This is a genomic window from Sphingomonas profundi (genome assembly GCF_009739515.1).
GTDB lineage: Bacteria > Pseudomonadota > Alphaproteobacteria > Sphingomonadales > Sphingomonadaceae > Alterirhizorhabdus > Alterirhizorhabdus profundi.
Window position 1 is genome coordinate 1,887,838 of the sequence record NZ_CP046535.1, and the last position, 22,760, is coordinate 1,910,597.

Annotated in this window: 18 protein-coding genes; 4 read left to right on the plus strand and 14 right to left on the minus strand. The window is 70.8% G+C overall.

Features of this window, described 5'->3' with window-relative positions:
* Window positions 1–182: 182 nt before the first annotated feature.
* On the plus strand, window positions 183–863 hold the full coding sequence (locus GNT64_RS08875) for a murein L,D-transpeptidase catalytic domain family protein (protein ID WP_156679206.1): 681 nt from the start codon (window positions 183–185) through the stop codon (window positions 861–863).
* A gap of 218 nt (window positions 864–1,081) precedes the next feature.
* On the opposite strand, the gene GNT64_RS08880 is transcribed toward GNT64_RS08875, so the two are convergent.
* Window positions 1,082–3,280: a ComEC/Rec2 family competence protein gene (locus tag GNT64_RS08880; RefSeq protein WP_197277395.1), complete on the minus strand. Its 2,199-nt coding sequence runs from the start codon at window positions 3,278–3,280 to the stop codon at window positions 1,082–1,084.
* A gap of 191 nt (window positions 3,281–3,471) precedes the next feature.
* On the opposite strand from GNT64_RS08880, the gene gltX reads away from it, so the two are divergent.
* The gene (gltX, locus tag GNT64_RS08885) at window positions 3,472–4,926 is read left to right on the plus strand and encodes a glutamate--tRNA ligase (protein ID WP_156679207.1); all 1,455 of its coding nucleotides are present in this window, start codon (window positions 3,472–3,474) and stop codon (window positions 4,924–4,926) included.
* A gap of 52 nt (window positions 4,927–4,978) precedes the next feature.
* Window positions 4,979–6,265, plus strand: a complete 1,287-nt coding sequence (locus tag GNT64_RS08890) for a citrate synthase (RefSeq protein WP_156679208.1) — start codon at window positions 4,979–4,981, stop codon at window positions 6,263–6,265.
* Between the two features lie 62 nt (window positions 6,266–6,327).
* On the opposite strand, the gene GNT64_RS08895 is transcribed toward GNT64_RS08890, so the two are convergent.
* From GNT64_RS08895 to GNT64_RS08910, 4 genes are all read right to left on the minus strand, one after another.
* The gene (locus GNT64_RS08895) at window positions 6,328–7,656 is read right to left on the minus strand and encodes a sensor histidine kinase (protein ID WP_156679209.1); all 1,329 of its coding nucleotides are present in this window, start codon (window positions 7,654–7,656) and stop codon (window positions 6,328–6,330) included.
* A complete protein-coding gene (locus tag GNT64_RS08900; protein WP_156679210.1) occupies window positions 7,653–8,768 on the minus strand; it encodes a DUF2336 domain-containing protein in 1,116 nt (371 codons plus the stop codon). Before GNT64_RS08900 ends, GNT64_RS08895 begins: the two co-directional genes overlap by 4 nt.
* A 35-nt stretch (window positions 8,769–8,803) precedes the next feature.
* Window positions 8,804–10,033: a hypothetical protein gene (locus GNT64_RS08905; protein WP_231639396.1), complete on the minus strand. Its 1,230-nt coding sequence runs from the start codon at window positions 10,031–10,033 to the stop codon at window positions 8,804–8,806.
* Between the two features lie 72 nt (window positions 10,034–10,105).
* Entirely contained in the window at window positions 10,106–10,405 is a 300-nt protein-coding gene (locus GNT64_RS08910; RefSeq protein WP_156679211.1) for an Hpt domain-containing protein, read from the minus strand.
* A gap of 84 nt (window positions 10,406–10,489) precedes the next feature.
* On the opposite strand from GNT64_RS08910, the gene GNT64_RS08915 reads away from it, so the two are divergent.
* Window positions 10,490–12,778 (plus strand): coiled-coil domain-containing protein, encoded by a 2,289-nt coding sequence (locus GNT64_RS08915; protein ID WP_156679212.1) that lies wholly within the window; start codon window positions 10,490–10,492, stop codon window positions 12,776–12,778.
* Between the two features lie 243 nt (window positions 12,779–13,021).
* Here the strand turns inward: GNT64_RS08915 and GNT64_RS08920 are convergent, their stop codons facing one another.
* The 9 genes from GNT64_RS08920 to GNT64_RS08960 all read right to left on the minus strand — a co-directional run bounded on the left by GNT64_RS08920 (window position 13,022) and on the right by GNT64_RS08960 (window position 22,759).
* A complete protein-coding gene (locus GNT64_RS08920) occupies window positions 13,022–13,300 on the minus strand; it encodes a DUF1467 family protein (RefSeq protein ID WP_156679213.1) in 279 nt (92 codons plus the stop codon).
* 141 nt (window positions 13,301–13,441) lie between these two features.
* Window positions 13,442–15,022, minus strand: coding sequence for a ribonuclease J (locus GNT64_RS08925; RefSeq protein WP_197277396.1), 1,581 nt, complete (start codon window positions 15,020–15,022; stop codon window positions 13,442–13,444).
* 141 nt (window positions 15,023–15,163) lie between these two features.
* Window positions 15,164–15,943 (minus strand): type III pantothenate kinase, encoded by a 780-nt coding sequence (locus GNT64_RS08930; protein WP_156679215.1) that lies wholly within the window; start codon window positions 15,941–15,943, stop codon window positions 15,164–15,166.
* Between the two features lie 10 nt (window positions 15,944–15,953).
* Entirely contained in the window at window positions 15,954–16,661 is a 708-nt protein-coding gene (locus tag GNT64_RS08935; protein ID WP_156681516.1) for a biotin--[acetyl-CoA-carboxylase] ligase, read from the minus strand.
* Window positions 16,661–18,100, minus strand: coding sequence for an NADH-quinone oxidoreductase subunit NuoN (gene nuoN, locus GNT64_RS08940; RefSeq protein WP_156679216.1), 1,440 nt, complete (start codon window positions 18,098–18,100; stop codon window positions 16,661–16,663). Before nuoN ends, GNT64_RS08935 begins: the two co-directional genes overlap by 1 nt.
* Window positions 18,100–19,707, minus strand: a complete 1,608-nt coding sequence (locus GNT64_RS08945) for an NADH-quinone oxidoreductase subunit M (RefSeq protein ID WP_156679217.1) — start codon at window positions 19,705–19,707, stop codon at window positions 18,100–18,102. Before GNT64_RS08945 ends, nuoN begins: the two co-directional genes overlap by 1 nt.
* 1 nt (window position 19,708) lies before the next feature.
* On the minus strand, window positions 19,709–21,838 hold the full coding sequence (gene nuoL / locus GNT64_RS08950; RefSeq protein ID WP_156679218.1) for an NADH-quinone oxidoreductase subunit L: 2,130 nt from the start codon (window positions 21,836–21,838) through the stop codon (window positions 19,709–19,711).
* Window positions 21,839–21,845: 7 nt separating this feature from the next.
* Window positions 21,846–22,151 carry an NADH-quinone oxidoreductase subunit NuoK gene (nuoK, locus tag GNT64_RS08955; protein WP_156679219.1) on the minus strand — a complete coding sequence of 102 codons (306 nt, stop codon included), beginning with the start codon at window positions 22,149–22,151 and terminating at the stop codon, window positions 21,846–21,848.
* Window positions 22,148–22,759 (minus strand): NADH-quinone oxidoreductase subunit J, encoded by a 612-nt coding sequence (locus GNT64_RS08960; protein ID WP_156679220.1) that lies wholly within the window; start codon window positions 22,757–22,759, stop codon window positions 22,148–22,150. Before GNT64_RS08960 ends, nuoK begins: the two co-directional genes overlap by 4 nt.
* Between the last annotated feature and the right edge of the window lies 1 nt (window position 22,760).

Consider the following 22,760-nt stretch of genomic DNA (forward strand, 5'->3'; position numbering starts at 1 on the left):
GCCGATGAGGGAACGGGCCGGCGCTGCCGGACGACGAACTTGTTTCACGCGTACTCACCCTTTCACGAACGCCCGGTCACATGGGGCGGCGCATCACGGTTCCTAGACCTGCCCGGCGGCTTGGCAAGGCCGCCGCCGGCAAAGCCGCTCGAAACAGCGCGGCGCCTCGGTTAGTGACGTATATGGCCTTCCATCGTGTACCCGCAACGAACCATCCCGCGCTTCGCTCCGGCGCGCGGGGAGCGGCCCGCGGCCTCTCGCGCCGGGCGGTGCTGGCGGGGGGCCTCGCCTTGCCGGCGGTCGCATCCGCCCAGGGCGCGGCGGGCGGCGGGCCGCGCGGCCTGGCGGAGATCGCCACCGCGCTGCGGCCCGATCTGGTCGCCGCCGCCCTCGCCGCCCTCTCCCGCCACGAGCGACAGATCTGGTCGCGCGACGTGGTCGCGATCGTCGATCTCGCTCTGCCCTCGGCGCAGCCGCGTCTGTTCCTGATCGATCTGCTGGCCGGCACGATGACGGCGATGCTGGTCGCCCACGGCAAGGGTTCCGATCCCGATCATGGCGGCATGGCGCGCATCTTCTCGAACGTGGAGGGCTCGATGGCGACGTCGCTCGGCGCCTATCTGACCGGGGAGGCCTATGACGGCGTGCACGGCCGCTCCCGCCGCCTGATCGGCCTCGATCCGACGAACGACGCGGCGGAGGCGCGCGCGATCGTCATCCACGCGGCCTGGTATGTCGGGCCGGAGATCGTCGCGAAGCAGGGCGTGCTCGGCCGCAGCGACGGCTGCTTCGCCGTCTCCACCACCGATATCGGCCCGCTGCTGGCGCGGCTGGGGCGCGGGCGGCTGCTTTACGCCGGCTGATGCTTCGGGGCGCACGACGTCTCCCGGCTTCGTCAAGGCCCGGGATATAGCCGCCGGCGATCCTGGGGTGGATCGACATTCAGCGAATGAAGCCGGTTTGACTTGGCTTTTGTGCAAGCCGCTCATCCTGAGGAGCCATTGAGCCTGTCGAAATGGCGTCCCCGCTCAGCCCCTCCTCAGGATGAGCGGACATGCAAGAAGCTGAATGTCGATCCGGCCTAGCGTGACGCCTCTGCTTTACCGTCGACCCGGCGGATCGGCCGGACCATCGGTTCCGCCTGCCGCCATGGATGCCGGTCGCCCGGCCACGCCACCGTCGCGATCCGCCCTGCGGCGAGTGCGATCGAGAGCCCGCCGGTGCGCGCCAGCAGCGGGCGATCGGCCTTGAACCAGCGCGGCCGGCAGGTGCGCGGCAGCCGGCGGTCGCTCACCACGATGTCGGCCGCGGCGCAGGCGCGGTTCATCGCCGCCACGTCGACCAGATAGGGCGACCGGGTGGCGAGCACCCGCCAGCGACGCCCGCCGCGCATCAGATCGACCGCGCAGAGATCCGGGCCGCACCGCGCGCCCGGCAGCACGTCCAGATCGGCGGCCTCGTCGAACGAACCGCCATTCTCGCCGAGCATGGCGCGGACATAGTCGCCGGCGCGCGGCCGCAGCAGCGCCAGCCTCCCGCCCTCGGCCCGCACCGCCATGTGGCGGCCGTCGCCGGTGACGAGCAGGTCCGGCGGCGGCGTGGCCAGCGCCCAGGCCGCGCCGGCCAGGATCGGGGCGAGGCCCAGCCGCCGCACCCTCGTGCGCCACAAGGCGAGCCACAGGCCGCCCGCGACGATCAGCGCGTACGCGCCGCCCGGCATCGAGGGCAGCGCCGCCACCGCCCCCGGTAGCGCCGCGACATGACGCGCGATCGCCAGCAGCAGCGCCAGCGCACGGCCCGTCAGCCACCAGGCCGGCGCGCCGAGGCCCACCGCGTCCAGCGCCAGTGCCAGCGCCTCCAGCGGCATCACCACGAAGGTGGTGAGCGGAATGGCGACGATGTTGGCGAAGGCGCCGTACAGGCCCGCGCGATGGAAGTGGAACACCGCGATCGGCGCCAGCACGATCTCCACCACCAGCCCGGTCAGCAGCAGCGACAGCAGAGCCCGGCCGATCGCCCGCGCGCGGCTCTCCTCGGCCGGGCCGAAGGCGGCGCGCGTCCACGGATGCTCGTGCAGCGCGACGATGGCGGTCACGGCGGCGAAGCTTAGCTGGAAGCTGGGGCCGGCGATCGCCTCCGGCCGGAACAGCAGCACCACCAGCGCGCCCGTCGCCACCAGCCGCAAGGTCATCGCCTCGCGCCCGATGGCGATGCCGGCCAGCACCAGCAGCGCCGCCACGCAGGACCGCACCGTCGGCACCTCCGCGCCGGCGATGAAGGTGTAGCCGATGCCCGCAAGCGCGCCCGCGCCCGCCGCCACCGGCAGCAGCGGCGCCGACAAGGCGAGGCGCGGGCTCAGCGCCAGCAGGCGCAGCATCAGCAGCATCGTGCCGGCCACCACCGCCGTCACGTGCAGCCCGCTGACGGAGAGCAGGTGGGCGAGGCCGGAGCGGCGCATCGCCTCTGCATCCTCCTCGGCGATCGCGCCCTGATCGCCCGTCACGAAGGCGGCGGCGATCGCCCCCTCCGCGCCCGGCAGCGCGGCGCGGATGTGGCGGGAGAGGCGGTTGCGCACGCCCGCCAGCCACTGCCAGAAGCCGCCGGCGCGCGCGCCCGCATCCACGATCCGCACCGGTCCCAGCGCGCGGCCGGTGGCGCCGAGGCCCTGAAACCAGGCGACGCGCGCGAAATCATAGGCGCCGGGCACGGCCGCCGGCGCGGGCGGCATCAGCCGCGCGCGCAGCACGATCGTGGCGCCGCCGCGCAGGTCCGCCGGCATGTCCTTCTCGGCCACGTTCACCCGCACGTGCGGCGGCAGCGCGGCAGCGGCTCCGGATAGCGGCCCGGTCCGCGAAGCAGGCGGCGCCCCCGCCCCCGAAGCAGGCGATGGCGCGACCCCCGCCACCGGCGCCAGCCGCAGCCGCACCAGCTCGCGCGCGGGCTGCGGCTCCACCGCCTCCACGGTGGCGGCGAAGGTGGCGATGGCGGGGCGGGCCAGGCGCGGCGCGCGCACCGCCTCGCTGCGCCACCACGTGCTGCCGCAGCCGATCGCCAGCGCGAGGCCGCACCAAAGGCCGGCGCGCGCCAGCCGCCGCCCCGGCGCCAGCGCGCCGGCGGCGGCGAGGCCAAGCGCCGCGAGGATGAAACCGGCCCAGCCGGTCGCGTCCGGCAGCAGGAACCAGGCGGCGATGCCGGCGCCCAGCCCCACCGGCAGCCACAGCGGCAGCTGGTCGCGCTCCGCCTCCAGCCAGCGCTCGATCCCGTCGGCGAACGCGCGCATCCGCGCGACCGGCGCGGTTTGTCGCCGGCCGGGTGCCATGCTAGGGGCGGTGCCGAACGTGCCGGGCATCCGGCATGCGTAGAGCGGATCGCGCGATTGCGGAACCGCCCTGCCGATTTCAGCGGCGCGACGTGCCGGCCACCGCGCCTTCCCCGCGCGATCCGGCACACGCGCCACGCGCAAGGAGTATCATGGCGGTGGCAAGTCTGGCGGCGGGCAGCGAGGATCGGGCGGACCGGGATCGCAAGGTGGTGACGCGGTTCGCGCCCTCGCCCACCGGCTTCCTCCACATCGGCGGCGCGCGCACCGCCCTGTTCAACTGGCTCTTCGCGCGCCACCATGGCGGCCGCTTCCTGCTGCGCATCGAGGATACCGATCGCGCCCGCTCCACCCGGCCGGCGATCGACGCCATCCTGGACGGCATGCGCTGGCTGGGACTGGACTGGGACGGGGACGCCGTGTTCCAGTTCGCCCGCGCCGATCGCCATGCGGCGGTGGCGCGCGAGTTGCTGGCGGGCGGCCACGCCTACAAGTGCTTCGCCACCGCCGAGGAGCTGGAGGCGATGCGCGCCGAGCAGAAGGCGAACCGGCAGCCGCTGCGCTACGACGGGCGCTGGCGCGATCGCGATCCGGCCGAGGGTGGCGACGCGCCGTTCGTGATCCGGCTGCGGGCGCCGCGCGAGAGCGCGACCACGATCGAGGATCGCGTGCAAGGCCCGGTGACGGTGCAGAATGGCGAGCTGGACGACATGGTTCTGCTCCGTTCGGACGGTACGCCCACCTACATGCTCGCCGTCGTCGTCGACGATCACGATATGGGCGTGACCCACGTCATCCGCGGCGACGATCATCTCAACAACGCCTTCCGCCAGCTGGCGCTGATCCGCGCGATGGGCTGGGCGGAGCCGGTCTACGCCCATGTGCCGCTGATCCACGGGGCGGACGGGGCCAAGCTCTCCAAGCGCCACGGCGCGCTGGGCGTGGAGGCCTATCGCGACGAGCTGGGGATCCTGCCCGAGGCGCTCTTCAACTATCTGCTGCGGCTCGGCTGGGGGCATGGAGACGCGGAGATCATCAGCCGCGAGCAGGCGACCGAGTGGTTCGATCTCGCCGCCATCGGCCGCTCCCCGTCCCGTTTCGATACGAAGAAGCTGGAGAATCTGAACGGCCACTACATCCGCGAGGCCGCGGACGAGCGGCTGGCGGAGCTTGTCGCTCCTCAGGTCATCGAGGCTGCCGGCCGCGACATCGGCGGTTCGGGGCTCGATCTGCTGCGCCGCGCCATGCCGTTCCTGAAACCGCGCGCGAAGGATCTCCGCGAGCTGGCGGACGCCGCCGGATTTCTGTTTCGCACCCGCCCGTTGGACATGGACGAGCGCGCGTCTTCGCTGCTAGACCCTGCGGCGATCGACCTGCTGGCGGCAGTGCATCGGGCGATCGCGGCGACCGTGGAGTGGAGCGCGCCTGCGCTCGAGGACGCGGTTCGCGGGGTTGCGGATACGGCCGGGATCGGCCTCGGCAAGGTGGCGCAGCCGCTTCGCGCGGCGCTCACCGGCCGGGCCACGTCACCGGGCATTTTCGACGTGCTGGTTCTTCTCGGTCGCGAGGAGAGCCTGGGCCGCCTGAGCGACCGGCTCGCCGGTTGATCGGGCCAGTATGATCCTGACGAGTTTGATCCTTTTGAGGGAGTGAAGGCAGATGGGGGACGGTAGCGCCAAGGTCGAGATCGGCGGCAACGCCACCGACTACAAGGTCCGCTCGGGCACGGTCGGGCCGGACGTGATCGACATCCGCAAGCTGTACGCGAACACCGGCGCGTTCACCTTCGATCCGGGCTTCACCTCCACCGCGAGCTGCGAATCGACCATCACGTACATCGATGGCGACGAGGGCATCCTGCTGCATCGCGGCTACCCGATCGATCAGCTGGCCGAGCAGTCCAGCTTCATGGAAGTCTCCTACCTGCTGCTGAACGGCGAGCTGCCGAGCAAGGCGGAGCTGGAGAAGTTCACCTACACGATCAGCCGCCACACGATGCTGCACGAGCAGCTCTCCACCTTCTATCGCGGCTTCCGGCGCGATGCGCATCCGATGGCGATCATGTGCGGCGTCGTGGGCGCGCTCTCCGCCTTCTACCACGATTCCACCGACATCGCCGATCCGCACCAGCGCATGGTCGCCAGCCACCGGCTGATCGCCAAGATGCCGACGATCGCGGCAATGGCGTACAAATATTCGATCGGCCAGCCCTTCCTCTATCCGCGCAACGACCTGAGCTACACCGGCAATTTTCTGCGCATGACGTTCGGCGTGCCGGCCGAGGAATATGTCGTCGATCCGGTGATCGAGGATGCGATGGACAAGATCTTCATCCTCCACGCCGATCACGAGCAGAACGCCTCCACCTCCACGGTGCGGCTGGCCGGTTCCTCCGGCGCCAATCCGTTCGCCTGCATCGCCGCCGGCATCGCCTGCCTGTGGGGCCCGGCGCACGGCGGCGCCAACGAGGCGGCGCTCAACATGCTGCGCGAGATCGGCACGCCCGATCGCATCCCGGAATATATCGCCCGCGCCAAGAACAAGGACGATCCGTTCCGCCTGATGGGCTTCGGCCACCGCGTCTACAAGAATTTCGATCCGCGCGCGAAGGTGCTGTCCAAGGCGGCGACCGAGGTGCTGGACAAGATGGGCCGCAACGATCCGGTGCTGGATACCGCGCGCGAGCTGGAGCGGATCGCCCTCAGCGACCCCTATTTCATCGACAAGAAGCTGTATCCGAACGTCGATTTCTACTCGGGCGTGATCCTCTCGGCGATCGGCTTCCCGACGACGATGTTCACCGTGCTGTTCGCGCTGGCCCGCACCGTCGGCTGGGTGGCGCAGTGGAACGAGATGATCTCCGATCCGGAGCAGAAGATCGGCCGCCCGCGCCAGCTCTACACCGGCGCGGCCATGCGCGACTACATCCAGGTCGGCAAGCGCTGAGGCAGTCTCCTCCTCCCCTTCGGGGAGGAGGTCGGAAAGCGGGGAAGTCGGGCTTCCGCCGCCTATCGCGCCGGCAGGGTCAGCACGAAGCGGGCGCCCTGGCCCGGCGCGCTGTCCACCGTTATGTCGCCGCCCATCGCCCGCGCCAGCCGGCGCGAGATGTAGAGGCCAAGGCCCGTGCCGCCCGGCTCGCTCGGGTCGACCCGCTCGAACTTCTCGAAGATGCGCGACTGATCCTCGGCCGCCAGCCCCTTGCCCTGATCGGCCACCACCACCGATGCGGTGCGACCACCCGGCTCACAGCGCACCCACAGCATGCCGCCCTCCGGCGAGTAGCGCACGGCGTTGCCGATGAGGTTGACGAGGATCTGGAGCACGCGGCGGAAATCGCCGTGCACCGGCGCCGCCTCGTCCTCCGCCGGTCGATCGATCCGCACGCCGCGATCCGCCGCCCGCACGCCGAGCAGCCCCGCCGCGCGGCGCGCCACGTCGGCCAGGTCGATCGGCTCGGGCGCGACGGTGAAGTCGGGTCGCTCGATCGCCTGGAGATCGACGAGATCGCCCACCAGCGCCAGCAGATGCCGCCCCGCCGTCGCGATATCGGTGGCATAGGCGGAGTAATCGCGCCGCAGCGGCCCCTCCGACTGGGCGCGGATCGTCTCGGCATTGGCCACGATGCGATCGAGCGGGCCGCGCAGCGCCGCGTCCAGCCGCTCGCCGAACGCATCCGCGTTCACCGCGCCCGGCCCGCCCGCCGCCTCCGCCGGCACGATCGTCGCGGCCCCGCTGAAGCCGGCCAGGCGGCCCAGCCCGTCGATCAGCGGCGCGCCGGCCAGCCGCACCTGCTCGCCGCTGACGGCGACGGTGGCGTGCTGATCGGCGAAGCGGCGCTGCATCGCCACCGCCTCCAGCATCGGCAGCGCGCCCTGCTCCCCCGGCTGCAAGGTGAACAGCCGCGTCAGCGGATCGCCCGTCGATACGCCGGAATGGGGCGGCACCAGGCTGACGATGCGCAGCGCCGCGTCCGTCGCGAAGGTCCAGTCGGCATCGGCGCGCGTGAAATCCTGCTCGCGGGCCGGCAGGTCGGCCGATGCCGGCACGGCGGCACGACGGTTCCAGCCGGCGATCGCCAGGCTTACCCCGCCGTCGTCCGGCTGCGCGCGCACCCAGAGATCGAGATCGCCTTCCTCGTCCGCCACCAGCACGCCGCGCGAGACGACGATGCCGATGCGCCGCACCAGCCGCACCAGCGCGGCGAGCTGCGGCGGCGCGAGCACGCCGCCCTCCTGCCCGCCCGCGCGCAGGTGCAGCGTCAGCAACTCCGGATCGGCCTCCACCAGCCGGCCCTGCCCGTCGACACGGCCGCGCACCGGCGCCAGGCGGCCGCTCACCGATCGGTTCCGCGGGCGAGTTCGGCGATGGCGTCGACGTAGACGGGATCGATCCGCCACAAGGCGAGCGCGGCGGATGCGCGGTCCGGCGTCATGCCGCCATAGGCCTCGATCCGGTCGGCCAGCGCATCCTCGTCGCCCTCGTCCGTCAGGCGCAGCGCCATATCGGCCGCCTGCGGCGGGGCGAGGTCGGCGCCGCGACACAGCAGCAGCAGGCGCCCGACATCGGGATCGATCATCATGTCCCACGCGGCATCGACGCCGACGCCGGCGCGCACCGCCAGCGCCGCGGCGGCCAGGCCGGGCTCGCCATCGGCCAGCGCCCGCACGACGATCGCATCGTCCAGCCGCCCGCCTGCCAACAATGCCCGCGCCAGCGCGACGGCGAGCGAGGGCAGCGTCTCGCCCTCGTCATAGCCGGCGAGCACGGCGGCCGCCGCCTGCGCCACGCGCGGATCGACCGATCCCGGCTCCACCGCGTGGCTCGCCACCACATAGTCGCGCAGGGCGGCGGCAACCCGCCAGACGAGCCGGTGCTGCACCTCGGCCGGGAACTCCGCCGCGCCCGGCAGCGCGGCGCCGGTGGGATCGCGCCGGTCGCGCCCGGCGGCGGCGAGACGCGCGGCGGCATCGGCGACGTCCGCCGCCGCATCGCGCGTCAGCATGTCGAGCAGCGCCGGCTGCGGATCCGGCTCCAGTTCCAGCCCGCGATCGCGCGCGCGGCGCAGGCGGGCGATCACCCGCCCCTCCTCCGCCCGCTGGGCGAGCGCCGCGACGAGCGCCGGATCGCGCAGGCTGCCCGATCGCTCCAGGATGGGCCGGGCGATCGGAATACGGCCGGACGCGAGCGATTCCGCCAGCATCGGCCGATCGGCGAAGGCGCCCGCTAGATGCAGCCGCAACGCGCGCTCCGTCGCCTCGACGATGGCGGACAGCAATCCCGCGATCGTGGCGCGATCGTCGTCGCGCAGGCGGCCGTCGTGCGCCAGGAACAGATCGGCCACTGCTACCTCGCGACGGGCGCGCAGGCGCAGCACCGACCGCGCGGCATCGGCCACCAGCCACTCGGTGGCAGGCGGCGATCGATCGGCGGCGAACAAGCGTGACGGCATGGCGGCGGAGATAAACGAGTGTCGTTAACAGCGTGCTAAACCCGCGCCGCGGCCATCCGGCCCGCCACCCGCTGCTGCACCACGGCGAACGAGGCGAGCGCATAGGCCGCCACCACAGCGACCATGGCGAGCCACGGCCCGGCGACCGCCACCGGCAGCGCGATCCAGATCAGCCCGTCAAGGCTGGCGAGCCACAGCGGCGCCGGCCGCTCGTCCACCAGCGCCAGGATGCGGCGCTCGCGCGACAAGGCCGCCATGCCGAGCGGCACGGCGCAGGCCAGCAGCCAGCAGCCCCACCCCTGCGTTGCCGCCAGATCGCCGCCGAGCAGCAGCAGCGCCACGGCCGCGCCAATCGACCGCACGACGTGCAGCCGCCGGACATCGTAGGCGACCAGGCGGATCTCGGCCAGCCGCACCGCCAGCGCCGCCAAGGGGCCGGAGAGCAGCAGCAGCGACAGCGCCGTCCACCGCCAGCCGAACAGCGCGAGGGGCGCCGCCGCCAGCGCCAGCAGCCCGGCCGCCGCGCCGATCCAGCGCGGCTCGATCCCCCGCCGCAGCAGCGGCAGCGCCAGCGCATCGACGATCGGCGGGAACAGGAAGCGCGCCGCCGCATCCTCCGCCTCCCCGCGCCCGCCTCTCGCGAGCGCGCGGTCCAGCGGATCGAGCATGGCCACGGCATCGGCGATCACCGGCGGCGCATCGCCCTCCTCATAGGCATCGATGCGCGCCGCGCCCTCCTGCACCGCCCGCCGCAGCAGGGTGGATTCCAGATCCCACTCGCCCAGCCGGGATGCGGTGTGGCGCAGCCGGGCGCCATCGATCAGCAGCAGCCCGCCCCAGCGCGCGGCGGCGTCGATCCGCTCGAAGCCGGCGTGGTCGGCATCGTCGGGCACGGCGAGCAGCGCCGGCACCGGCACCTCGGCCATGCGGGCGACCAGATCCGCGCCGGCGACCCAGCCGTCCGCCATCACCAGCAGCGTCTCGTCCGGGTGGATGCGATCGACCGCGTCCGTCAGGCCGCGCGCGATCTCCACGTGCAGGCCGTCGCGCCGCAGCCGGTCGACGGCGGCGGTCAGGGTGGCGGGCAACCGCTCGACCAGGATCACGATCGGGCCGGCGCCGGCCGCCGCCGCCAGCCGCGCCTGATGCTCCACCAGGGTCGCGCCGGCGAGAGGCAGCGTGGCGCGCAGCCGCTCGCCCGCGTCGGCGGCGGGATCCTCCACCGTCCGGCAGGCGGATATCAGAGCTGCCAGCGCCACGTCCATGCCCTCATCCCGCAGGCGATAGGCCGGGATGCGGCGGTTGCAAAGCCGGGCGTGCGGCCCGGCGGCGCGGGTTCAGCCGTCGAAGGCCTGGATCGCCAGATCGATCCGCCGCAGCGACACGGGATCGCCGGGCGCGCCGCGTGCCGCCTCGGCCGCGAGATCCATCAGGTCGATCGCGCCGAAGCTGGCGGCCAGGCCGTGCAGCCGCCACGCCGCCGCCTGCCAGTTGGCGTCGCAGCGCGACCGCGCGAGCAGATCCGACATGGTCTCGGCACTGGCGATGAAGGCGGTGCGCAGTTCGGCAACGAGCGCCGGATCGTCACCGACGGCCGCCGCCAGGGCTATGCGCAACGCTCCGGGATCGTAGGACATGGCGCGAGGATAAGCCGTTCCGGTTAACGGAAGGTTGCGCCGCCGCCTCTTTCAAGGCCGGGCAAAAGTGGTAAACCCGGCGGCATGAGCACGGGGGCACGATCGACCGAGCAGTGGCGTGAGCATCGCGCCCTGCTGGAGGCCATTCAGCGCGGCGGGCCGGTCTCGCCGCCGGAGCCGCCGGCACCGCCGCCGGCGCCGGTGCTGGAAGACGCGACCACATCGCCGCTGGAGAGGTTCGGCGGCATCGCCCTCGCCATCGTCGGCCTGCTGTGGGTGGCGGCGATCGTCACCTCGCTGCAGGTGGAGGCGGCGCCCGTCGCGGAGATCGCCGGCCGCATATCGCTGGCGAGCGGCCCGCTGGCGCTGCTCGGCATCCTCTACCTCCTCCTCCAGCGCACCAGCCGGCGCGAGGCCCGCCGCTTCGGCCAGACGGCGGCGGCGATGCGGGCGGAGGCGACCGCGCTGGACGAGACGATCGCCCGCCTGGCCGCGCGCATCGACGACAATCGCAAGGCAGTGGCCGAACACAGCCAGGAACTGCTGTCTCTGGGCGAGGATTCCGCCCTGCGCCTGGCCGAGATCGGCGCACAGATGCGCAACGAGGCCAAGGTGCTCGGCCGCCAGGCGGAGCAGCTGGAGTCGGCCACAACGGGTGCCTTCAGCGACATGGGCGTGTTGATGGCCGATCTGCCCCGTGTCGAGGCGCAGGTGCACGGCCTGTCGGAGCTGCTGCGCGACACCGGGCGCGACGCGAACGACCGCGCGGCGGCGCTCTCCGTCGAGCTGAAGACCCTCGCCGATCGCGCGCGCGAGGTGGACGAGGTGGCCGGCGGCGCGGCGCAGCGGCTCTCCGCCCATCTCGCCCGGATCGAGAGCATCAGCGACGCCGCCGGCAACCGCATCGACGCGGCGGCGGACGGGATCGCGCGCACGGTGGATTCGGCGCTCACCAGCGCCGCCGATGCGGTGGACGCGACGCGCGCCAGCATCGACACGCAGCGCGCGGCTTTGATGGCGATGGTGGAACAGGGCAAGGCCGCCTTCGCCCGCGCGGCCGGCGACGCGGCGGAGGCGCTGGAAGATCGCATCGGCCGCGTGGCGGCGGAGGTTGAGGCGATCGGGATTCGGTTGGGCGGCCACGACACCGCCGCCCGCGCGCTGCTGGACATGCTGGCCGAGCGGATCGCCGGGATCGACCGGGCGCTGGCCGAGGCCGATCTCAACGGCACCGCCCGCGTCACCCAGCTGGCCCAGCGGCTGCGCGCGCTGGGCGAGGATGCGCAGGGCATCGGCGGCGCGATCGAACGCGGCGGCGCGGCCGCCGAGACGCTGATCGCGCGCGGCGAGCGGCTGCGCGACGTGGTCGCCGGCTGCGCGGCCGAGTTCGGCGAGCGGCTGCCCGCGCTCATGGAAGCGATCGAGGCCGAGGCGACGCGCGGCGGCACCGCGATCGAGGCGGTGATGCCGCGCGCGGAGGCGCTGGTCGCCGGGGTCGAGGATGCCGGCCGTGCGCTGGCGACGCTCGACGATCGGCTCGCCGCCCAGCGCGCCGCGCTGGACGGCATCGGCGAGACCGCGCGGGAGCAGCTGGAGATGCTCGAAGCGCGCGCCGCAGCCGTGGATGCGGTGCTGGCCGAGGCCGGCGAGCGGGCGCTGGCGCTGGCCGGCGGCGCCGGGCCGCAGCTGGTCGAGGCGCTGCTGCGCGTGCGCGAGACGGCGACGCAGGCGGCCGACCATGCCGGCCGCGCGCTGGGCGAGGCCGTCCAGTCCGCCGCCGACCGGCTGGGGGCCGAGAGCCGTCGCGCGCTCGACGAGCAGCTGGCCGGTGCCGTCGAGGACAAGCTGGCGGCGATCGCCAGCGCCTCAGACCGCGCCGTCGCCGCGGCGCAGGAGGCGAGCCGCCGCCTGACCGACGAGATGACCGCCATCGCCGCCACCGCGAGCGCCGTGGAGAAGAGGCTCGGCGAGGCACGCGCCAGCGAGCCCGTGGCCGGAGAGGACGGCGTCTCGGCACGTGTCGCCCACCTGATCGAGCAGCTGAACTCCACCGCCATCGACGTCGCCCGATTGCTGGCGAGCGACATCCCCGATACGCTGTGGGCGGCCTATCTGAAGGGCGATCGCGGCGTGTTCACCCGCCGCGCGGCCCGGCTGGTCGAAGCGTCAGAGTCCAAGGAGATCGCCCGCCGCTACGAGGCGGATGCCGGCTTCCGCGATCAGGTGAACCGCTACATCCACGATTTTGAGGCGATGCTGCGCCACATCCTGGCGACGCGCGATGGGTCGCTGCTGGGCGTGACCCTGCTGTCGGCCGACATGGGCAAGCTCTACGTGGCGCTGGCCCAGGCGATCGAGCGGCTGCGCACCTGACGCCGGGTGCCGGCCTTCATACGCTCATGGCGTGTCCGATAGCCTGACCCGGACTTCCGTCGTCATTCCGGCGCAGGCGAGATTCCATGCCTCTCCCTTGACGCCGTCGCTTGCGGATCGGCGAACGGGTAAAACGACGAAGGAGCCGGCGCGCGGTCGCGATGCGCTTGCCAGCCTCTTCGCATCGAGCGAGTCTCGCGTTTCGGCTGAAACAGACTTTACCGTGGCATGGACCAGCCGGGATCAGACACCGGTCGGCTTGCTGGCCGTGAAGAAGTCCAGCGCCTGCGGCCCGATCCAGCCGTTGACATAGTTGAGATAATAGAGCCCGAACACGGCCAGCGACAGCCATGTCGTCCAGATCGCCGTGCGCTTCAGGCTGAAGCGCGGCGGCGCGCCGCGCATCTGCCCGGCCACCTCGATGTCCGGCTCCGCGCTGGATCGCAGGCGGAACGGCAGCACGAAGAACAGGCACAGCGACCAGAACAGCGGATACAAAGCGAGGATCGAGGAGAATTTCATCGTTTGCCTGCGGAGCCGCGCTCCCCCTCATGTCCAGCGAAGTCGAGACCCATTGCCGGGCGCGGGATGAGCCCGGTGCAAGAGCCTCCACCGCGCCCAGCCGGCCGCTCGCTTCCACGAGGGGCAGGCGCGGGCACGGCCTTACACCCGGATGATCGAGACATCCACCACCGGCTTCTTGCCCGTCCACTGCGTCGCGCGGCGGCGCACGGCCAGGCGGATCGCCTCGCGCAGTTTCGCCTCGTCTCGGCCGCCGTCCGCCGCAGCGCCGGCCGCGGCATCGGCCGCCTCGGCGATGAAGTCGTCGCGATCCTCCTCCACGGGTATGCCCTGAATGGCGATGGCGGGCACGCCGCCCACCTGGCCCTTGCCGTCGAGCGCTACCGTCACCGCGATCAGGCCGTGCAGCGAGATCCTGCGCCGCTCGTTAATCGTCGATCCGTCGGCCGGCAGGATCACGTCGCCGTCCAGGATCAGCCGCCCCACCCGCTCGTGGCCGACCAGCGACGGCCCGCCGGGCGCCAGGCGGATCACCGTGCCGTTCTGCTGGATCACCGCATTGGGCACGCCCTCGCTCAGGCCGAAGCGCGCCTGCTCGGCCATGTGGCGCATCTCGCCATGCACCGGCAGCAGGATCTCGGGCCGGATCCACTTGTACATCAGGGCAAGCTCCGGCCGCCCGGGATGGCCGGAAACGTGGACGTGGGCCTGACGATCGGTGATCATGATGACGTTCCTGGCCGCCAGCGCGTTCTGGATGCGGCCGATCGCGATCTCGTTGCCCGGGATCTGCTTGGACGAGAAGACGACCGTGTCGCCCTCTGAGAGCTTCAGCTGGTGGCTGTTGAAGGCGATGCGGGCCAGCGCCGCCCGCGCCTCCCCCTGCCCGCCCGTCGCCACGATCATCACCTCGCGCGGCGGCAGGCGCATCGCCTCGTCGAAGCCGATCGTCTCGGGAAAGTCCCTGAGATAGCCGGTCGCCTTGGCCACCTTGATGATGCGATCGAGCGAGCGCCCGGCCACGCACAACTTGCGGCCGGTATCCACCGCCACCGCGCCCAACGTCTGCACCCGCGCCGCATTGGAGGCGAAGGTGGTGACGAGCACGCGGCCGGTGGCGGCGCCGATCACGCCGTCCAGCCCCTCACGCACCGCCGCCTCCGATCCGGACGCGGCATCGTTGAACACGTTGGTGGAATCGCAGACGAGCGCGAGGATGCCCTTGTCGCCGATCGCCTCCAGCTCCTCGGCGGTGGATGGGGTGCCGAGCAGCGGCTCCTCGTCCAGCTTCCAGTCGCCGGTGTGCATGATGCGGCCGTAGGGCGTCTCGATCAGCAGCGCATTGCCCTCCGGGATCGAGTGGGCGAGCGGCACGTAGGTGAAACCGAACGGCCCGAGCTGGAACGAGCCCTCGTTCTGGATGACGTGCAGCTTTACCTTGTTGCCCAGCCCCTCCTCATCCAGCTTGCCGCGGATCAGGCCGGCGGTGAACGGCGTGGCGTAGAGCGGCACGCCGAGATCGGCGGCCAGATACGGGATCGCGCCGATATGATCCTCATGCCCGTGGGTCAGCACGATGCCGAGCAGGTCGCGCGCATTCTTCTCGATGAAGTCGAGATCGGGCAGGATCAGGTCGATGCCAGGATAGGCCGGATCGGCGAAGGTGAGGCCGAGATCGACCATCACCCACTTGCCCTGGCAGCCGTAGAGATTGACGTTCATGCCGATCTCCCCCGATCCGCCGAGGGCGAGGAAGAGCAATTCGTTACCGGGTTTCGTCACTTGGGTTCCATTCGATAGGGCGCGTGCCGGCATCGGGCCGGCGGGCGCGAACGAGAGCGGCGGCGCTGCGCCGCCTGTGGGTCAGGCCGTGGCCCGACGGTAGAGCAGGCCGAGGCCCTGGATGGTGAGATCGGGCTCGATCGCATCGAAGATGGCGGTGCGCTGGTCGAACAGGGTGGCCAGGCCGCCGGTGGCGATCACCTTGGCCGGCCGGCCGATCTCCGCCTTCAGCCGTGTGACCAGCCCCTCCATCATCGCCACATAGCCCCAGAAGATGCCGACATGCATCTGGTCCTCGGTCGTGCGGCCGATCACGCGGGTGTCGCGCGGCGGCTCGATGGCGATGCGCGGCAGCTTGGCGGCCGCCGCGAACAGCGCGTCGAGCGACAGGTTGATGCCCGGCGCGATGATGCCGCCCTTGTAGGCGCCGTCATAATCGACGACGTCGAAGGTTGTGGCGGTGCCGAAATCGACCACGATCAGATCGCCCTTGTAGCGGCGGTGCGCCGCGATCACGTTGAGCGCGCGATCGGCACCCACCGTGCTCGGCTCGACCACGTCGAGCTCGATACCGTAGGTGGCGGGCGGGTGGCCCGCGACAAGGGCCGTGACGCCGAAATATTTCGATGCCAGCACCTGCAGATTGTGCAGCGCGCGCGGCACGACGGTGCCGATGATGACGGCCGTCACCACGCCGCGATCATGCCCCTCGAGCTGGAGCAGCTGGTGGAGCCACACGGCATATTCGTCCGCCGTGCGGCGGGCATCGGTGGCGATGCGCCAGCGCGCGCGGATATCCCCGCCGTCCGCCACCAGCGCGAAGACGATATTGGTGTTGCCGGCATCGATGGCAAGCAGCATGAGGCGACCTTCAGAGCGCGAACACGTCACCGGCGTGCATGACATGGCGCGATCCATCCGCCAAGCGCAGCCGCAGGGCACCGTCCTCCGCCAGGCCGTCGAACAGGCCCTCGATCGCGCCGCCGTCCGCGCCCCTGGCGAGCAGCGGCGTGCCGATCGGGTGGGCCGCCGCCAGCCACGCACCACGCACCGGCCCCAGCCCCTCGCCTCGCCAGCGCGACACCCAGCGCGCGAACGCGCCGGCGAGATCGTGGAGGAAGACGTCGGGATCGGGCGCCGCGGCGCCGGCGGCGGGCAGGCTCGTAACCGGGCGGCCGAGCCCGGCGGGATGCCAGGCCAGGTTCACGCCGAAGCCGATCACCACCGCATCCCCAGCCTTTTCCAGCAGGATGCCGGAGAGCTTGGCGCCGCCCAGCATCACGTCGTTGGGCCATTTCAGCCGAAGATCCGGCGCGGCGGTATAGGCGGAGAGGACCTCGTGCAGCGCCACCGCCGCCACCAGCGCCAGGGTGGGCGCCGGCGGATCGGCGGCGCGGTGGCGCAGCAGGGTGCTCGCGTGGAGATTGCCGGTAGGGGAGTCCCAGGCCCGCCCCTGCCGCCCGCGCCCGCCGGTCTGCACCGCCGCGCGCAGCCACAACCCCTCGGCTGCGCCGGCGGCGGCGAGCGCCGCGACATCGTCGTTGGTCGATCCCGTCCGCGGGACGGTGCGCAGCTCGATCAGAACAGCGCCCGCGCGGCGGCGAGGCTGGCGGCGCCCAGCGCCGGGATCGTCAGATAGCCGAGCGGCGACACGAACAGCGCCGACAGTGCGATCAGCGTGCCCTCCGCATAGCTGGTGATCGGCGCGTAGGCCGGTGCCGGCTCGTCGAAGTACATCGTCTTGACGATCTTCAGATAATAGAAGGCGCCGATCACCGAGGTGGCGATGCCGATCATCGCCAGCGGCCACAAACCGACGCCGACGACCGCATCGAACACGAGGAACTTCGGCCAGAAGCCGAACAAAGGCGGGATGCCGGCGAGGCTGAACATGAACACCGCGAACGCCGCCGCCAGCCCCGGCCGCGTGCGCGACAGGCCGGCGAGGCTCGCGATCGTCTCCACCGGCTCGCCACCGGCGTCGCGCATCTGCAGCACGCAGAGGAAGCTGCCGAGCGTCATCGCGATGTAGACGGCCATGTACGTCATCACCGCCGCCACGCCCTCGGCCGTGCCGGCGACGAGGCCGAACAGGGCGAAACCGACATTGTTGATCGAGGAGTAGGCCAGCAGCCGCTTGATGTTGCTCTGCCCGATCGCGGCGACGCCGCCGAGGATCGTCGAGGCGAGCGCCGAGAAGATCACGATCTGCTGCCACGCCGACGATGCCGGACCCATCGCCTCCACCGCCACCCGCACCATCAGCCCCATCGCCGCCACCTTGGGGGCCGAGGCGAAGAAGGCGGTGACGGGCGTGGGTGCGCCCTCATACACGTCCGGCGTCCACATGTGGAACGGCACGGCGGCGATCTTGAAGGCGATGCCGGCGAACACGAACACCAAGCCGAACAGCTCGCCCGTGGAGACGCCATCCGCCACGGCGGCGGAGATCCCGCCGAACAGGGTGGTGCCGGTGAAGCCGTAGGTCAGCGAGATGCCGTAGAGCAGGATGCCGGAGGCGAGCGCCCCGAGCACGAAATATTTGAGGCCCGCCTCGGCCGAACGCGCATCCCGCCGCATGAAGCTGGCCAGCACATAGGCGGCCAGCGATTGCAGCTCCAGCCCGACATAGAGGGTCAGCATGTCGCCGGCCGACACCATCATGCCCATGCCGATGGCGGAGAGCAGGATCAGGATCGGATATTCGGCGCGCAGGGCCCCGCCCCGCTCGAAGAAGCGCGGCGCGATCATGATCGAGACGGCGGCCGCCAGGTAGATGAGCAGCTTGGCGAAGGCCGAGAAGGCGTCCGCATGGTAGAGCCCGCCGAAGCCGTCGCCGAATCCGCTGACCGGCGCTACGGCGGCGGCGGTGGCCGCCACCAGGATCGCGACGGCGGCGATCGAGACGCCGCGGGTGGTGCGATCGCCCATGAAGGCGGCGACCATCAGCAAAGCGAGCGAACCCAGCGACAGGATCAGCTCCGGCAGGGTCAGCAGGATGGAGGAGGCGTTGGACATCAGTGCGCCCCCCCCGGCGCGTCGGGCATGTGCGCGGCGGGCGCGTGATCGGCGGCGCCATGACCGGCCGCCCCGTGCGTGGCGGCCGCGGCCGCTGCGGGAGAACCGGCCGTCACCCTAGCGTCGCCGCCGGGCCATGCGCGATCGACGCGGGCCAGCACGACGCCCACGTCGCGCCGCATCGGGTGGATGAAGCTCTCCGGATAGACGCCCATCCACAGCACGACCAGGGCGATCGGCACCATCAGCGCGATCTCGCGCGGCGTGAGATCACGCATGGCCATCACGTCCGGCTTGTCGAGCGTGCCGTAGACGACGCGGCGGTAGAGGTAGAGCATGTATGCCGCGCCCAGGATTATGCCGGTCGTCGCGACCAGCGCCACCCAGCTGTTCGCCCGGTACGATCCCATCAGCGACAGGAACTCGCCGACGAAGCCGCTGGTGCCCGGCAGGCCGACGGACGCCATCGTGAACAGCAGGAACAGGATGGCGTAGCGCGGCATGTTGTTGGCGAGGCCGCCATAGCGCGCGATCTCGCGCGTGTGCAGCCGATCGTAGATGATGCCGACGCACAGGAACAACGCGCCGGAAACGAGGCCGTGGCTCAGCATCACCAGCATCGCGCCCTCGATGCCCTGGCGGTTGAAGGTGAACAGGCCGATCGTCACGAACGCCATGTGCGCTACCGACGAGTAGGCGATCAGCTTCTTCATGTCCGTCTGCACCAGCGCGACGAGCGAGGTGTAGACGATCGCCACCATCGACAGGCCCATCACGAGCCAGAACAGCTGCGCCGACGCTTCCGGAAACATCGGCAGCAGAAAGCGGATGAAGCCGTAGCCGCCCATCTTCAGCAGCACGCCGGCCAGGATCACCGAGCCCGCCGTGGGCGCCTGCACGTGCGCGTCGGGCAGCCAGGTATGCACCGGCCACATCGGCATCTTCACCGCAAAGGAGGCGAAGAAGGCGAGGAACAGCCATGTCTGCGCTTGGACCGGGAAGTCGTGCGCCATCAAGGTCGGGATGTCGGTGGTGCCGGCCTGGCGGGCCATCCACAGCATCGCGATCAGCATCAGCACCGATCCGAGCAGGGTGTAGAGGAAGAATTTGTAGCTCGCGTAGATCCGCTCGGCACCGCCCCAGATGCCGATGATCAGGTACATCGGGATCAGGCCGGCCTCGAAGAAGATATAGAACAGGAACAGGTCCTGCGCCGCGAACACACCGATCATCAGCGTTTCCATCAGCAGGAACGCCGCCATATACTCCGGCACGCGCTTGGTGATCGCCTCCCACGACGCGCCGATGCAGATCGGCATCAGGAAGACGGAGAGCATGATCAGCAGCAGCGCGATGCCGTCGATGCCCAGGGCCCAGGCGAAGCGGCCGAACAGATCGACATGCTCGACGAACTGCCACTGCGGGCCGCCCGCGTCGTAGCCCAGCCACAGAACGATGCCGAGCGCGAGATCGATCAGCGTGGCGATCAGCGCCGCCCAGCGGGCGTTGGCGGCGCGCGCCGCCTCGTCGCCGGGCGCGAACAGGCACCAGAGCGCCGCCGCCAGCGGCACCGCGATCAGGATGGTGAGGATGGGAAGTCCGGTCATGTCAGCGCGTCATCGCCCAGGTCGCGGCCGCGGCGAGGCCGAGCAGCATCACCAATGCATAGGTATAGAGGTAGCCCGATTGCAGCCGCCGCGCCGCCGCGCCGCCGCCCACCACCAGCCGCGCCACGCCGTTAGGCCCGAAGCGATCGATCGTGCCCTGGTCGCCGCGCTTCCAGAAGAAGCGCCCGAACCAGAAAGCGGGGCGGACGAACAGCACGTCGTACAGCTCGTCGAAATACCATTTGTTGAGCAGGAAGGCATAGAGCCCGCGGAACATGGCGGTGAACTTGCCCGGTATGCTCGTGTCAAGAATATAGGCCCAGAGCGCGATCAGGAAGCCGGTGAGCATCACCACCGTGGCGGAGAGCTTCACCCACAGCGGCACGCCGTGCATCGCGTGCATCAGATGCGCGTTGAACGCGACCGAGCCGCGCCAGAACTCGGCGCCGCGCTCCGCATCCAGGAACGGCAGGTGGAACAGGAAGCCGGCGAATATCGCCCCGAAGGAGAGCACGCCCAGCGGGATCAGCATCGTGATCGGGCTCTCGTGCGGATGATAGCCGGCGGTGCCGTGCTTCACATCTTCCGCGCCCGGATCGTGCGGGTGAGGCTCGCCGCCGGCCCCCTCGGCCGGCGCCGCATGATCGGCATCCGCATGGGCCTGCGCCGCCGTCGCGTGATGATCGTGATGCCCGTGATCGTCGTGCGCGTGGCCGCCATGCCCGTGCGCGTCGTGCACCGCATGCTGGATATGCTCGGACGCGGCCCAGCGCGCCTCGCCGAAGAAGGTGAGGAACACCAGCCGCCACGAGTAGAAGCTGGTCAGCAGCGCCGCGAACACCGCGACGAAGAAGGCGATGCCACCCGCCGTCGTGCCCGCCGCATAGCTCGCCTCGATGATCGCGTCCTTGGAGTAGAAGCCGGCGAACCCGAATATGTCGACGATGCCGACTCCGGTGATCGCCAGCGTGCCCGCCGTCATGGCGAAGAAGGTGAGCGGGATGTGCTTCCGCAAGCCGCCGTAGAAGCGCATGTCCTGTTCGTGATGCATCGCGTGGATCACCGATCCCGCACCCAGGAACAGCAGGGCCTTGAAGAAGGCGTGGGTGAGCAGGTGGAACATCGCCGCGCCATAGGCGCCGACGCCGGCGGCGAAGAACATGTAGCCCAGCTGCGAACAGGTGGAATAGGCGATCACCCGCTTGATGTCCGTCTGCACCGTGCCGACGGTCGCGGCGAACAGCGCCGTCGCCGCGCCGACATAGGTGACGACGGTCAGCGCCGTCGGGCTCACCTCGAACATCGGCGAGAGGCGGCACACCATGAACACGCCCGCCGTCACCATCGTGGCGGCGTGGATCAGCGCGGAGACCGGCGTGGGGCCTTCCATCGCATCCGGCAGCCAGGTGTGGAGGCCGAGCTGGGCCGACTTGCCCATCGCGCCGACGAACAGCAGCAGGCACAGCAGGGTCATCGTATCGACCCGACCGCCGAGGAAGCCGATCGTCGATCCCGCCATGCCCGGCGCCGCCGCAAGGATCGCCGGGATGGAGACGGTGCCGAACACCAGGAACGTGCCGAATATGCCCAGCGAGAAGCCGAAATCACCGACCCGATTGACGACGAACGCCTTGATCGCCGCCGCGTTGGCCGAGGGCTTATAGTACCAGAAGCCGATCAGCAGATAGGAAGCGAGGCCCACCCCTTCCCAGCCGAAGAACATCTGCACCAGATTGTCCGACGTCACCAGCATCAGCATCGCGAAGGTGAACAGCGACAGATAGGCGAAGAAGCGCGGCTGGTCCGGATCCTCCGCCATATAGCCCCAGCTGTAGAGGTGGACGAGAGCGGAGACGCTCGTCACCACCACCAGCATCACCGCCGTCAGCGTATCCACGCGCAGCGCCCAGTCCACCGTCATGTCGCCGGAGCGGATGAAGGTGAGCACCGGCTCGACATAGGCGGTGGTGCCGCCGCCGAGGAACCCCAGGAAGATCGGCCAGCTGAGCGCGCAGGAGGCGAACAGCAGCCCCGTCGTCAGCGACTTGACGATCGTGTTGCCGAGCGCGCGATTGCCCAGCCCGCCGACGATCGCGGCCAGCAGCGGCAGGAAGACGATGAGCTTGATCACGGGATGGTCAGCCCTTCATCCGGTTGATGTCGTCAACCGCGATCGTGCCGCGGCCGCGAAAGTAGATGACGAGGATGGCAAGGCCGATCGCCGCCTCGCCGGCCGCCACCGTCAGCACGAACATCGCGAACACCTGCCCGACGAGATCGTGGAGATAGGCCGAGAAGGCGACGAGATTGATGTTCACGCTGAGCAGGATCAGCTCGATCGCCATCAGGATGATGATGACGTTCTTGCGGTTCAGGAAGATGCCGAACACCCCCATCACGAACAGGATCGCCGAGACGAACAGGAAGTGCTGGATGCCGATCATAGCTCCACCCCCTGCCCGACGGCCGGGCTCGCGTTGCGCGTGGCGTCCTGCGGGCGGCGCTGCACCTGCCGCGACACGTTCTGCGGCCGCACGCCGCTGCGCGTGCGATGGGTGAGCACGATCGCGCCGATCATCGCCACGAGCAGGACGAGGCCGGCGCCCTCGAAGATGAACAGGTAGCGCGTGTAGATCAGCGTGCCGATCGCCTGGATGTTCGGCACCTCTTCCGGGATCGGCGCGACGCTGGCGGAGAGCGCGATGCCGCCGGCGCTCCAAGCGGAAACGGCGAAGATCATCTCCGTCGCCAGCACCACCACCAGCAGGATGCCGAACGGCAGGTAGCGCGCGAAGCCGGATCGCAGCTCGGCGAAATCGATGTCCAGCATCATCACGACGAACAGGAACAGCACCGCGACCGCGCCGACGTAGACGATCACCAGCAGCATCGCGATGAACTCCGCGCCCACCAGCACCATCAGCCCCGCCGCGTTGAAGAAGGCGAGGATCAGCCAGAGCACGCTGTGCACCGGGTTGCGCGCCAGGATCGTGAGACCGCCGGAGGCGATCACGATCGTGGCGAACAGATAGAAGGCGATCGTCTGGATCACG